This window comes from Weissella sp. ESL1156, assembly GCF_058505625.1.
The window spans coordinates 803,348-817,811 of the sequence record NZ_CP196372.1 but is presented as its reverse complement, the minus strand read 5'-3'; the positions used below and the strand labels follow the sequence as shown (position 1 = coordinate 817,811).

The window sequence follows — 14,464 nt, the reverse complement described above, 5'->3', positions numbered from 1 at the left end:
CTAAAAACTAATCAGTTCCTAGTTTATACGATAGAAGTATAAACTAGGATTTTTTCGTTTTTTAAATGCGTTAGGCCTTTGTTTAGGAGGAATTATGGCTGATAGTCAACAACAGACGGGATACCTGAAAAGGACTATGAAAACCCGTCATCTTTCAATGATTGCACTTGGTGGAACAATCGGAACTGGTTTGTTCGTTGCCTCAGGTGCAACAGTTGCACAGGCTGGACCAATGGGTGCCTTGACGGCATATGCTGTGATTGGTGTGATGGTTTATTTCTTAATGACCAGTTTGGGTGAAATGGCGACATATATGCCAATTTCTGGATCGTTTTCAGTTTATGCAGATCGCTTTGTTGATCCAGCATTTGGTTTTGCGATGGGATGGAATTATTGGTTTAACTGGGCAATCACAGTTGCCTTAGAGTCAGCTACGGTTGGTGTTGTGATGGGCTTTTGGTTGCCAAATGTACCAAGTTGGATTTGGTCAACGGCAGTTTTGGTACTAATTACGGTGATTAATTTGTTATCAGCTAAGGCTTATGCAGAAACAGAATTTTGGATGGCAATGATTAAAGTTATCGCAGTTTTGGCATTTTTAGTCGTTGGTTTGTTAACGATCTTAGGGATTATGTTTAAACAACCAGATGTTGCTCGTAATCTTTCGGCTGGTGGTCATCATGGCTTTGTTGGTGGTTTTGGTGGTATCTTATCTGTCTTCATGGTTGCAGGTTTTTCATTCCAAGGAACAGAAATGGTTGGTATCACTGCTGGTGAGTCAGCAACTCCAGAAAAATCAGTACCAGCAGCAATAAAGCAAATTTTCTGGCGAATTTTGTTATTCTATATTCTTGCCATTTTTGTGATTGGGGCAGTTATTTACTATAAGGACCCTAACCTACTACGTTCAAGTGAATCGAATATTGCAGTGTCGCCATTTACGCTGGTGTTTAAGTCAGCAGGATTAGCCGCTGCAGCATCAATTATGAATGCCGTTATTTTAACGGCCGTTGTTTCATCAGCAAATTCAGGTCTATATGCATCTACTCGTATGCTTTATTCTATGGCTTTGGATGGTATGGCACCAAAAATATTTAAGCGTGTTAATGTTCGAACAGGTATTCCAGTGCCAGCTGTTATTGCCACAGTAGCTGTTGGACTATTAACGTTCTTAACATCAATTTTCGGTCGCGATATCTACTATTATCTAGTCGCTGCATCTGGTTTAACTGGTTTTATAGCGTGGATTGGTATTGCCATCTCCCATTACCGTTTTCGACGTGCCTTTGTTGCACAAGGTCGTGATGTCAATAAGTTGCGTTATAAAGCAAAGTGGTTCCCTGTTGGACCAATTATTGCTTTAGTATTGTCAATTATTGTTGTTGTTGGTCAAGATATGACGGCATTTAAGGGTGGCATTGCAAATTGGAATTGGCCCGGGATTATTACAACATACATGTCAGTACCGCTATTTATTGTATTGTACTTTGGTTATAAGCTTAAGAATCATACCAAGGTACGTAAATTAACAGAAGTTGATTTAGATACTGATGCCCGTCCATTAGATTAATTTAGAAGTTTGTTAGAATTAGAGCATTTTGTTCTAATTCTTTTTTTATAGCAATTATTTACGATTTATAGCTAAATTAATGGTAGCGCTTTATTCCTTAATATAAATAGGTTTTTATTTTGACAAGAAAAAAATTGTTCTAACACTGCAACAAATGACGAGTTGAATTTGTATACAAAGAAAGTGATAAATAGTACAATGAATTTCAGATAGATAGAAATACCAATTATCTTTTACTAAGGAGAAGTTTTAAATCATGAAAAAAACCAAGATTGTTTCAACGCTTGGACCAGCCAGCTCTGATGTGGAGACGATTACAAAGATAATCGAATCTGGCGCAAATGTTGTCCGTTTTAATTTTTCACATGGGGATCATGAGGAACATTTAGGACGAATGAATGCAGTTCATGAGGCTGAAAAAGCTGCAGGCAAGAAGGTTGGTTTCTTGTTGGACACGAAGGGTGCAGAAATCCGTACAACTGTTCAAGAGCCGGGTAAGATCGAATTTAATATTGGTGATGTTGTCCGTATATCAATGGATGCTTCTATTGAAGGAACAAAAGAGAAGATTGCTGTTACATATCCTGGACTATTTGATGATGTTCATGTTGGCGGACATGTTTTGTTTGATGATGGTAAGCTTGACATGGTTATCACTGAAAAAGATGATGCAAACCACGAATTAGTAACTGAAGTACAAAACCATGGTATTTTGGGATCACGTAAAGGTGTTAATGCACCAGGTGTTTCAATTAACTTACCTGGTATTACTGAAAAGGATGCTGATGATATTCGTTTTGGATTAAAGAATGGTATTCAATATATCGCTGCTTCATTTGTTCGTAAAGCTGCTGATGTTCTTGAAATCCGTGAATTACTAACTGAAGCACATCATGAAGAAGTCATGATTTTCCCAAAGATTGAATCACAAGAAGGAATCGATAATTTTGATGAAATTTTGGAAGTTTCTGATGGATTGATGATTGCTCGTGGTGATATGGGTGTTGAAATTCCAGCAGAGAATGTGCCATTGGTACAAAAGAATTTGATTCGTCAATTGAATGCTGCTGGTAAGCCAGTTATTACGGCAACTGATATGCTAGATTCAATGCAAGAAAATCCACGTCCAACGCGTGCCGAGGCATCTGACGTTGCTAACGCTGTGTTTGATGGTACTGATGCTACGATGTTGTCAGGTGAATCAGCAAATGGTGCCTATCCAGTTGAAGCAGTTGCAACGATGGCACGTATTGATGAAAAGGCAGAAACATCATTGGTTATGAATGGCCGTCATGATGATCACTTTGATGCAACTGACGTCACTGAATCAGTTGCGGCAGCAGTCGCAACAGCCGCTGGTAATTTGAACGTTAAGGCCATTGTTGCAGCGACGACTTCGGGATACACTGCAAAGATGATTTCAAAGTACCGTCCAAATGCTGATATTTTGGCATTGACATTTACTGAAGATGTTCAACGTATGTTGAGTATTTACTGGGGTGTGCAACCAATCGTTTCTGAACCAGTTGAAAATACTGATGCGATGATTGATTTGGCAAAGACAGAAACGGTTAAGGCCGGTCTTGCAAGTAAAGGTGATACAATTATTGTGACAGCAGGTATTCCTGTAACCACTTCAGGTACAACTAACTTGATGACAATTGTGACGATTGACTAAGACGTTGTTTTTAGTCATTAAAAATTTTGAAGCGCCTTGTGACTAGATGCTAGCACAAAGCGCTTTTTACATATTTAGATAATGCGCGATGACGCTATTTTGTGGTATTCTTAATTCAGTTAGAACAAAGTAAATGAGGGCTAGTCATGAGTTGGCAAAAAATTATTGTAGAGACACAGACTGAATCGATTGAAGCAATTAGTAATATTTTGGTTACCTGTGGTGCAGAAGGTGTTGAAATTGATGATGCTGCCGAATTAGATCATTATCAACCGTCAGATGAAACAGTTATGGTTAAGAAGGAAGATATCATTCATCGTGCGAGTGGTGCTGCGGTTAGCGGCTATTTTGCAAACACATCAAATAGCCAATCATTAATTGAAAAAATAACGACAGCGGTTGCGCAACTTGCTGAATTTGGATTGGACGCACATCCTGGAACTGTGACTGTTCAACCGGTGGCTGATACAGATTGGGCAACTGAATGGGAGAAATATTATCATCCTGTACGTGTCACACGACATTTGACGATTGTACCGAAATGGGAAAATTATGCATTGGCGCAGTCTGATGAGCAAGTGATTGTCTTAGATCCTGGGATGGCATTTGGCACAGGTACTCATCCAACAACACAATTAATGATGCAAGCACTAGAAGTGGTTGTTCGTGGTGGTGAAACAGTGCTTGATATTGGGACTGGGTCAGGTGTTTTAAGCATCGCTGCACAATTGTTAGGGACACAAGAAGTACTGGGAACAGATATTGATGAGGTTGCCGTCCAATCTGCTCAGGGAAATTTGGACCTAAATCCACAAGTAGGCCATATTACACTCATTGTTAGTGATTTGCTTCAAGCAGTGCCAGAAAAAAAATATGATATTGTCATTGCAAATATGTTAGCAGAAGTTTTGGCATTACTAATTCCAAAAGTGGGGCATGTACTACAACCTAAAGGACATCTTTTATTGTCTGGGATTTACTATGATAAACGTGACAAAATGATTTCAGATTTGGAAAACAATGGTTTTTTTGTTGAACAATCAATGAAATTAGGTGATTGGTATGGTATCATTGCTAAGTTTAAAAATGAGGATAATTAATGCAAAGATATTTTTTAACCAAGACACCACAAACAGCAGAGTTTGAACTGCCTGAAGCAGTGGTGCATCATTTTTTAACTGTCTTACGAGCTCGTGAAGGCTTACAAGCGGAATTTGTGTTACCAAATCACCAAGAAATTATTATTGCGAAGGTTAGTCGAATTGAGGGCAAACACGTGCTCATGACGACTATTTCTCGCCAAGCAATAACGGTTGAGTTACCAGTTGATACAACAATTATCATTGGCTTATCTAAAGGTGATAAGCCAGAGACAGTTGTACAAAAAGCGACTGAATTAGGCGTACATCATATTATTGTTGTTGAAACAGCCTGGTCAGTTGTTCATTGGGGTGAAAAGGCTATTAAGAAAATTGCCCGTCTTAATAAAATAGCCACAGCTGCTGCGGAACAATCCCACCGTTTGCAAGTACCCGATGTATCATATGTGACAGACATAGATAGTATTATTTTACCCGAGCGTAGTTTAAAATTAGTTGCATGGGAAGAAAGTGCCAAACAAGGTGAAACAAGTCAATTAGTGCAACAATTACAGACATTATGCCCCAATGATGCAGTATGTTTTTTGTTTGGGCCTGAAGGTGGATTGGCCCCACAAGAAATTGATCAATTAAAAGCACAGGGATTTATCCCTGTTGGGTTAGGACCACGTATTTTGAGAGCTGAAACAGCACCAATGTATGCGCTAAGCGTGCTTAGTTACGTTGTAGAATTAGATAAATAATCATTGAGCATAGGAGATTTGATATGAATAAGTTCAGTAAAACTTTTGATTGGCGTTTTTGGATTTTAATGCCAATCTTCGGTATATTGGTACCCTATTTAATTAATTTAACAGCTTTAACAGTAAATTTTAAAATTATCGTGTCGCTGTTTATCATTAACATGTTGTTTAGTGTTGTTATTGGCCGTTTTTTACGCCATACTGGTGCATTTTGGGTACTGTTGTTTGTGTGGCCAATCATTTTCCTAATATCTGTTTGGCTACAAATTAATTCATCATTTTATGGGTATTACCTTGCTGCATTATATTTGATTATTGAAATATTTGCCTTTACCAGTGGTCAAGAAGAGGAAATTGACATTGATAAGCAAATTCCAGTTGATGGTGGATTTAGTAAGATTTAATCGTGATAATATGTCGTTAACGTGTCATCGAAGTAATTCGATGACGCGTTTTTTTTTTTGACAATAAATCAAAGATAGAAACTGATAGGGTAAAACCGTAACACCGTGAGATATGAGCACATTTTTGTTTTTTAAAATACGCATAATTGTAAACTTTATGTTAAAAAAGTCCCTACAAGCCGTTAGGTCAAGCGTTATGAAAATAAAAGTTGAAAAAAACAGGTGGGAAGTGGTGGGGAAAGGTGGTTGAAAGTGGGATATTGTGGTAAATTAAATGTATTGAATAGTTGAATAAATTGGCGAATTATATTTATCGCTACTTTAAATTTAGTAAGGAGGAATTAGCTGATGTTTATGGGCACTTATCAACACTCATTGGATACAAAAAATCGGTTAATTATTCCGGCTAAATTCCGAAATCAATTGGGTGAGTCATTTGTGATTACACGGTGGATGGATCATTCATTGCGTGCATACACAATTGGTGGTTGGGAAGACTTTTCAAAAAAGATTAATGCGTTACCAGAAACAAATGCAAAAGCTCGTCAATTCAAGCGTTTTGTATTTGGTGGTGCGATTGAAGTTGAATTTGATAAACAGGGACGTATTAATCTTTCACAAACATTACGTACATATGCAAAGATTGAAAAAAATGTCACAGTGTTCGGTCTCGGAGAAAATACCTTTGAGTTATGGAGCACTGAAAAGTGGCAAGCTTATGAAGATGAAACTGCCGAAAACTTCGATGATATTGCCGATGGTTTGGAAGAACTAGGCTTTTAAAGGCTTTAGGGTCAATTTGAAAGGAATTTGAAAGCTAATGACAGAATTTAAACATGTGACGGTCTTATTGAATGAGGCGATTGCAGCATTAAATGTTAAACCTGACGGGATATATGTTGATGCAACACTTGGAGGTGGTGGTCATTCTCAATTATTAGCTAGTCATTTAATTACTGGTAAATTATGGTCTTTTGATCAGGATGTGACAGCCATTAATTATAATCAGAAACATCTTGCAAATGAATTAGCAGCAGGAAAGGTTTCTTTTATTCAAACCAACTTTCGCAATTTACAAGAGGCCTTGGTTGCAGAGGGTGTGTCATCATTTGATGGTATTGTCTATGATTTAGGCGTTTCATCACCACAATTTGATGATGGTCAGCGTGGCTTTTCATATAACTACGACGCACCATTAGATATGCGTATGGATCAATCACAACGATTGAATGCGCGTACAGTCGTTAATGAGTGGTCATTTCACGAATTATTACGTATTTTTTCACGGTATGGTGAAGAAAAGTTTGCCAAACAAATTGCAAGAAAAATTGAACAGCAACGTGAAATCAAACCAATTGAAACAACATTTGAATTAGTAGACATTATTAAAGCTGCTATCCCGGCAGCTGCTAGACGAAAAGGTGGTCACCCAGCAAAGCGTACCTTTCAAGCCATTCGAATTGCTGTTAATGATGAGTTAGGTGCAGTTGAGGAATCATTAGCTCAGGCATTGGATATGTTAAATGTTCATGGTCGCATTGCTGTCATTACTTTTCATTCGTTAGAGGATCGTTTAGTCAAAACAATGTTTAAAGAAAAAGTGTCAATACCCGACTTACCAGCTGGATTGCCAGTTATTCCGGAAGAAATGCAACCAGATTTTAAATTAGTCGTACGCAAACCTATTTTGCCATCTGCTGAGGAATTAGAAACTAATCGTCGAGCTCATTCCGCAAAGTTACGCGTTATTGAACGTATCAAATAAAAATTAAGGAGGCTGCATTATGGATGGATTGCCCAAGTACAACAATAGCAATGTCGTGACGGAACAAATTGATCAACCAAAAATGACCAGTAAAACGAAGATGGTCAAAATGAGAATGGTTAAGCCAAAATGGGACACAATGGATTTTATGATGGTGGGTGCAGCTATCATCACGGTTGTTGTGATGTCTTTTTTGGTTATCTATATGGCTAATAAAAGTGCGGCAGCGAACACACAATTATCCGCAACCTCAGCACAATTAGAAAAAGTACGTGATAAAAATAATGACCTAAAGCAAGAAGTCAGCAACTTGTCTAGCCCAGATCGATTGAATAAAGTTGCCGAGAAAAAAGGATTAACACTAAAAAATCAAAACATAAGGAACGTAAAGTAGCATGGTAAAAAAACAACGGATGCCAAAACGTGACCAATCGGATAAAAATAGTCGCAATACAGGTAGAATTTTGCTTATATTGATGATGCTAGTACTGGTTGTGTTGGGGGTCCGTTTTTCTTATGTCGCTATCACAAAAGATGTGAGAGGTCATAAGTTAGACAAGGCAGCCCAGCTAATCTATCGTAGTCAAAATGAAATTCCGGCAAAACGTGGTGAAATATTTGATTCGGTTGGTAATCCGCTAGCTGAATCTTCAACGACTTATACATTGGCAGCCGTATTAGACAAAAGTCAAAAATCGGCAAAAGGAAGGCCGATGTATGTTAAAAAGAGCCAAGATGCAACTGTTGCGAAAGCCATTGCAAAAGTCATTGGTGGACAACCAAAAACCTATGAAGATTCAATTAAAAATGGTCGTAAAAATGATTTACAACAAGTACAATTTGGTGAAGCAGGGACTAATTTAACAATTAAAAAGTATAAACAATTAAAAGCCTTAGCAATTCCTGGATTAACTTTTACAACGAGCGAGTCACGTCTCTATCCCAATGGTACTTTTGCGTCAGATTTAATTGGACTGACGAAAAAGGAAACAAGTAGCGGATCACAGTCTATTGTTGGAATAACAGGTTTAGAGCAAGCTTGGAACAAACAGTTAACAGGGCGCAATGGTGTTAAAACAACTTCTTCTGATACAACAGACCGTTCGGTATCCAAAAAAAATTTAGCCGTGCAGAATGGTTATGATGTCTACACGACAATTAACATGAAATTACAGACAATACTTGAAAAAAGTATGCAAAAATTATTTGATGATATGAAACCTAAAGCAGCAATTGCTGTTGTGATGGATACGAAAACAGGTAAAATAGTGGCGACAACCCAACGTCCAACTTATAATGCGACTACAGGTGAAGGTATTGGTGATTTATGGACCAATCAATTATATGGTAGTGCATTTGAACCTGGTTCTGTCTTAAAAGGGATTACGTTAGCGGCAGCTATTGATTCTAATAATTGGCACGCTAATGATACTTATCAATCTGGTACGTTGAAAATAGGTGATAAGAAAGTTACTGATTGGAATAATGGTGAAGGTTGGGGAACAATCACTTATGCGCGAGGTATTGCTGAATCTTCAAACGTCGCGATGGCATTAACTGAACAGAAGATGGGCGCGCAAACTTGGCATAGTTATTTAGAAAAGTTTAAATTCTTAAAATCAACTCATTCTGGCTTCAATGGTGAGGCAAAAGGGAGTATTCAATTCCAATATCCAATAGAGCAAGCCAACACCGCTTTTGGACAAGCTATTTCAGTGACACCGTTACAAATGATGCAAGCATACTCTGCGATTGCTAACAATGGTAAGGAATTAAAACCGCAAATTATTGAAAAAATTGTCGATCCAAATACGAAAAAAGTGATCTCGCAACCTAAAACGAAAGTTGTTGCGCAACCAATTAGTAAGGCAACCGCAAAGGCGACTCGTAAACAATTGGAAGATGTTATTTATTCAAAATATGGATTAGGTCAAAAATATGCTATTCCAGATGTGAAAACAACTGGTAAATCTGGTACAGCTCAGATGGCAACATCAACAGGGTATTCAACGCCTGGTGATAATACAAATGAAATTCATTCTTGGATGGGCATGGCCCCATCAAATAATCCACGATATTTAATGTATATTGTTACGAAACAACCGCAGCAAAATACTGATAATATTACAGCAGACATGTCAGACGTATTTAAAACGGTCATGAAACAAGCTTTGGATATGTCAGCGAGTGATAATAAAGTCGTCATTAGTGCTAATCAGGAAGTTAAAGTACCAACGGTTGTCGGTGGCTTGACACAAGATGCGAAACAAGAAATGAAGTCAAATCGCTTAACGCCTGTTATTATGGGAAATGGTCAGACAATTAAGGCACAATCCCTAACTGGAGGTCAGAAGTCATTAGTTGGTCAACGAATTTTCTTAAATACAGGAGAGAACATCGCTGTGCCAAATATGAGTGGTTGGGCAAAGAGTGATGTATTAGCTTGGTCTGAGTTAGCGGATATTAAAGTAAATATTAAAGGTAACGGTTTTGCTGTTGCACAATCAGTCAAGGCGCATACAAAGTTATCTGATGGTTATCATGAAATAACGATTACATTTAAAGAGCCAAATACATCGAATTAATTTAGGTGAGTGAGAGGAGTAGTTAGATGTCGACTTTTTTACTAGGACTATTATTTGGTCTGATTGCTACTGTATTGGTAGTACCTCGTTTACGAGATTGGTTTAAAAAAATAAAGGTTGCACAATTGGTTATGCGCACAGGTGAACATGAGCCTGATCATGCTGCCAAGGCAGGGACACCAACCATGGGTGGGGCAGGTTTTATACCAGTTGTTGTCATTGGTTTTATTATATTATCATTTATGACAAGACATGTTGGCTCAACAGGTTGGGCAACCGTTATTGCTATTGTTGTTTTTGCCATCGTTGGTGCATTTGATGATAGCATTAAAGTATTTAATCATCGAGATGAAGGATTACGATTTTTACCAAAGCTTTTTTCTGAAATTGCAGCAGCAATTTTAGGCGTTGTCGTGTTAGCTTTGGGAAAGTTTGATTTTTTCTTGAGCCTACCTTTCCATCTTGGTGTATGGCATAGTGTGATTGCCTATACATTATTTACTATTTTTTGGTTAGTTGGGTGGTCAAATGCAACGAATCTGACGGATGGCTTAGATGGTCTAGCATCAGGCACAGCAATTATTGCTTATGTTGCCTATTTGATTATAGCAATGATTCAAGGTGATATGACGATGGTACTGTTAGATGCGCTTATGATTGGTGCACTACTAGGGTTTTTGTTCTTTAATCACTATCCAGCGACGATTTTTATGGGTGACACAGGGTCATTGGCGCTAGGTGCAGGCTTAGCCATGAATTCATTGGTATTACATCAGGAATGGTCTTTGCTGATTATTGGATTTGTTTTCATGATCGAGACATTGAGCGTCATTATCCAAGTGACAAGCTATCACTTTTTTAAAAAAAGAATTTTTTTGATGACACCAATTCATCACAGTTTTGAAAAAGGTGGCTTAACAGGTAATATCAATAAGCCATGGAATGAATGGCAAGTTAATTTCTTTTTTTGGGGAATTGGACTGTTCATGGCAATTTTATATTTGATTGTTTGGATTCACTAATCAAATACATGGGGTTAGTCCCCATATACATATCTAAAAAAAGGGGCGCTAAATTAATGAATAAACATGTATTAATAATTGGATTTGCTCGTTCAGGTGCAGCGGCAGCTAATCTTCTGCAAAGTGAAGGAACTGATGTTATTGTGTCAGATCCTAAATTAGATGAAAATGATACGAAAGTGATGACCTTAAAAGACAAGGGTGTGCAATTTACGACAGATCAATCGGCAAGTTTATTACAAGGAATTGATTTGATCGTTAAAAACCCGGGGATTCCTTACACAATTCCAATATTAGTTGCTGCAAAGAAAAAGGGACTACCCATTGTTGTTGAAGTTGCGCTTGCACAAAAATACATTCAGGATCAATGGATTGCAATCACTGGTTCTAACGGTAAGACAACGACGACGGAAATGATTGCCGCTATCTTACGGACAAAAAAGAAGGCATCTGGTCATGTGCTTGTTGCAGGGAATATTGGTGTGCCAGTTAGTGAAGTTGCCCCTAAAATGACAAAACAGGATACTTTAGTAACCGAATTGTCATCATTCCAATTAACGGGAATGCCTGAGCCAAAGCCACACATTGCTGTATTAACGAATATTTTTGCGTCGCATCTAAATTTTCATGGTACGCGTGAGAATTATATTGCAGCTAAAATGAATATTACGAAACATCAAACGGCAACGGACTATTTTGTCGTTAATTATGACACAGAAGAGTGGCGTCAACTTTCTAAAGAGACACAAGCCAAAGTTGTCCCTTTTTCACGTCAAGAAAATAGTCATGAAGGAACATTTTTAAAGGCTGGCAATCTATATTATCGAGATGAATTAATCATGTCTGCATCGGAACTCGGTGTACCAGGGGAACATAATATTGATAATGCGCTTGCAGCAATTGCTGTTGGTAAGTTAATGGGAGTGTCAAATGAGCACATTTCACAGGCATTACGAAATTTTTCTGGTGTTGCACATCGTTTGCAATTTATCGGTAAGTTTTATGGTCGACAAGTGTATAATGATTCCAAAGCAACTGACATTGAGGCTACCGAAATGGCTTTATCTGGATTTAATGTACCGGTTGTATTATTAGCAGGCGGTTTAGATCGTGGTGATGATCAAATGCGCTTATTAGCGGCAATGCGTCAACATGTTAAAGCATTGGTTGTTTTTGGACAAACAGGTAAAAAATTAGCAAAAGTTGGGCAAAAACTTGGTATACCAGTTATTTTTGCCAAAGATGCGCCTCATGCTGTCAAACCAGCGTTTGAATTGAGCTGTGAAGGTGAAATTATTTTATTGTCTCCAGCGGCAGCATCGTGGGATCAATTCCCTGACTTTGAAACAAGAGGTCAATTATTTGTTGAGGCTGTTAAAGCATTTAAAATATCAGACATTAAAGACTAGAGAGGATTAGATATGCGTATTATTGTATCGGGTGGTGGCACGGGTGGTCATATTTATCCAGCATTAGCAACTGTAAAACGTTTAAAGACTTTAGAACCAAATACTGAAGTTTTGTACATTGGTAGTGAACGTGGTTTGGAAGGTGATATTGTTCCTGAAGCAGGATTTAAATTTAAATCTTTACAGGTACAAGGTTTTCATCGTTCATTGTCTCTTGATAATTTTAAGACAATTTATTTGTTTTTAAAGGCAACACGTGAAGCCAAAAAATATTTAGTTGCCTTTAAACCAGATGTTGTTGTGGGAACAGGCGGTTATGTTTCAGGACCAGTTCTTTATGCAGCACAACAAATGGGTATTCCAACTGTTATTCATGAACAAAATTCAGTTGTTGGTGTGACAAATAAATTCTTAGCACGTAAGGTGACAAAAGTAGGAGTTGCTTTTCCAGCAGCATTACCAGCCTTTAAATCCGGATTAGCAACACTAGTTGGCAATCCAAGAGCACAAGAGGTGGTTGATGGACAAGGTAGCTTTGACTGGGGGAAATTAGGATTGTCACCTGATAAACCGTCTGTATTAGTTTTTGGCGGGTCACAGGGTGCGATTAAAATCAATTCGTCAATGGTAGATGCGTTGACAAATTTTGCTGATCAACCTTATCAAGTCATCTTTGTAACTGGTTCAAAACGTTATGATGATGTGAAACAAGCAATGGCTGCTAAAGATATTCATGTTGCGGCGAACATTGCCGTTGTCCCTTATATTAGTAATATGCCACAATTAATGCCAAGAGTTGCGCTAGTCGTTGGACGTGCTGGTGCAACTAGTTTGGCTGAACAAACAGCATTAGGCAAGCCAATGATTTTGATTCCTAGCCCTTATGTGACGAATGATCATCAAACAAAAAACGCACGGAGTCTAGCAAACGCTGGTGCGGCTGAAATGATTACAGAAGAATCACTTTCAGGTACCACTTTGTTTGCGACCATCGATCAATTGATGACTGATGACAAGCAACGTCATATGATGGCTGAGGCAGCTATGAAAATGGGTGTCCCAGATGCAGCTGATCAATTTATAGCATTAATTAAAAGTGTTATTAAATAGACAAAATTTTTGTGAGGGGATTGTAGGAGGTCACGATGACTGATAAAAAAGAAAATCCGCATAATGATAAAGATAATGCGAATTCTTCTGATATTCAGGCACATTTAAATGCATTATTATCAGGGAATGGTGTATCATCAAAACCCAATCATTCAGCATCAGTCGTAAAAGAACAGCATCAGACGCCAACCAATCATCAGTCTGAAGACGCTGAAATAAAAAATTTAAACAGTGATCAAGTGATATCATCAGATGAAGATAAATCAGTTATAGCAGATAATCAATCAGAGAAGCTACATTCAGAGAAGTTGCATAAAGAAAGAAAAAGATTGTTGTTTTCTCATGAATGGGCTGCTATTCGTTCAATTATTGTACTTGTTATGATGGCTGCAGGATTAGTTTATTTGATATCGCCTGCCAGCCAAGTACAACATTATAAAATTGTGGGAACCCATGAGCTATCAGATAAAGTCATTTTGAATGCGTCAGGTTTACGAAAAGGGCAACCGTTATTAACAACTTTGTATCAAAGTAACTATTTTAGTCAACAAGCGAAGGATAGGGATCCGCAAATTAATCATTTAAAATTAACGTTGAAATCTGATAATACGTTACAAGTTAAGGTAGATGAAATTGTCAAAGTGGGGTATGTTAAAGCTGGCAGTAAATATTATCCCATTTTAGAGAATGGTCATATGTTAAATAAAGGCATCAGCGATAATCAAGTAGGCGGTTTACCATTGTATGATGGTTTTACGTCTGGGAAGCAATTACGTAAAACTTTATCTGAATTTGGTAAGTTATCTGATCCATTACGTCATGCTGTTTCAGAAATTGTTTGGGCACCAAATGCACAAAATAATCAACGTCTTTTAATTTATATGAATGATGGCAATGAGGTCTTGATTAGTGCCGATGAATTATCAAAGAAAATGAAGTATTATCCAGGCATGGTCGCTCAGCTAAATCAAAAGGGGCAAGCTGATTTGCAAGTTGGCGCATATTTTACGCCATATCATCAATAAAACTAGGCACAGGTCTGGAAGAATGACCCTAAAGTATGGTATTATTTCTAAAG

13 protein-coding genes are annotated in these 14,464 nt (G+C 37.8%); all 13 read left to right on the top strand.

The window, feature by feature from the left end; genetic code table 11:
- Nucleotides 1-94 precede the first annotated feature (94 nt).
- The 13 genes from ACSKY2_RS04050 (at nt 95) to ACSKY2_RS03990 (ending at nt 14,411) form a co-directional block, all read left to right on the top strand.
- Entirely contained in the window at nt 95-1,570 is a 1,476-nt protein-coding gene (locus tag ACSKY2_RS04050) for an amino acid permease (RefSeq protein WP_489876868.1), read from the top strand.
- Nucleotides 1,571-1,826: 256 nt separating this feature from the next.
- The gene (gene pyk, locus ACSKY2_RS04045; RefSeq protein WP_489876867.1) at nt 1,827-3,248 is read left to right on the top strand and encodes a pyruvate kinase; all 1,422 of its coding nucleotides are present in this window, start codon (nt 1,827-1,829) and stop codon (nt 3,246-3,248) included.
- A 146-nt stretch (nt 3,249-3,394) separates the two neighbouring features.
- Complete coding sequence (prmA, locus tag ACSKY2_RS04040) at nt 3,395-4,348, top strand: 50S ribosomal protein L11 methyltransferase (protein WP_489876866.1); 954 nt, start codon at nt 3,395-3,397, stop codon at nt 4,346-4,348.
- Complete coding sequence (locus ACSKY2_RS04035; RefSeq protein ID WP_489876865.1) at nt 4,348-5,091, top strand: RsmE family RNA methyltransferase; 744 nt, start codon at nt 4,348-4,350, stop codon at nt 5,089-5,091. Before prmA ends, ACSKY2_RS04035 begins: the two co-directional genes overlap by 1 nt.
- Before the next feature lie 23 nt (nt 5,092-5,114).
- Nucleotides 5,115-5,495 carry a hypothetical protein gene (locus tag ACSKY2_RS04030; protein ID WP_489840998.1) on the top strand — a complete coding sequence of 127 codons (381 nt, stop codon included), beginning with the start codon at nt 5,115-5,117 and terminating at the stop codon, nt 5,493-5,495.
- A 348-nt stretch (nt 5,496-5,843) separates the two neighbouring features.
- Nucleotides 5,844-6,278, top strand: a complete 435-nt coding sequence (mraZ, locus tag ACSKY2_RS04025; RefSeq protein WP_489840999.1) for a division/cell wall cluster transcriptional repressor MraZ — start codon at nt 5,844-5,846, stop codon at nt 6,276-6,278.
- Between the two features lie 37 nt (nt 6,279-6,315).
- Nucleotides 6,316-7,260 (top strand): 16S rRNA (cytosine(1402)-N(4))-methyltransferase RsmH, encoded by a 945-nt coding sequence (gene rsmH, locus ACSKY2_RS04020; protein WP_489841000.1) that lies wholly within the window; start codon nt 6,316-6,318, stop codon nt 7,258-7,260.
- Between the two features lie 19 nt (nt 7,261-7,279).
- Nucleotides 7,280-7,654 carry a cell division protein FtsL gene (ftsL, locus tag ACSKY2_RS04015; RefSeq protein ID WP_489841001.1) on the top strand — a complete coding sequence of 125 codons (375 nt, stop codon included), beginning with the start codon at nt 7,280-7,282 and terminating at the stop codon, nt 7,652-7,654.
- A 1-nt stretch (nt 7,655) separates the two neighbouring features.
- The gene (locus tag ACSKY2_RS04010; protein WP_489876864.1) at nt 7,656-9,845 is read left to right on the top strand and encodes a penicillin-binding protein; all 2,190 of its coding nucleotides are present in this window, start codon (nt 7,656-7,658) and stop codon (nt 9,843-9,845) included.
- Nucleotides 9,846-9,871: 26 nt separating this feature from the next.
- On the top strand, nt 9,872-10,867 hold the full coding sequence (gene mraY, locus ACSKY2_RS04005; protein WP_489876863.1) for a phospho-N-acetylmuramoyl-pentapeptide-transferase: 996 nt from the start codon (nt 9,872-9,874) through the stop codon (nt 10,865-10,867).
- 56 nt (nt 10,868-10,923) lie between these two features.
- Nucleotides 10,924-12,276: a UDP-N-acetylmuramoyl-L-alanine--D-glutamate ligase gene (gene murD / locus ACSKY2_RS04000; protein WP_489876862.1), complete on the top strand. Its 1,353-nt coding sequence runs from the start codon at nt 10,924-10,926 to the stop codon at nt 12,274-12,276.
- A gap of 12 nt (nt 12,277-12,288) precedes the next feature.
- Nucleotides 12,289-13,386, top strand: coding sequence for an undecaprenyldiphospho-muramoylpentapeptide beta-N-acetylglucosaminyltransferase (gene murG / locus ACSKY2_RS03995; protein ID WP_489876861.1), 1,098 nt, complete (start codon nt 12,289-12,291; stop codon nt 13,384-13,386).
- Between the two features lie 35 nt (nt 13,387-13,421).
- Entirely contained in the window at nt 13,422-14,411 is a 990-nt protein-coding gene (locus ACSKY2_RS03990) for a cell division protein FtsQ/DivIB (protein WP_489876860.1), read from the top strand.
- Nucleotides 14,412-14,464 lie beyond the last annotated feature (53 nt).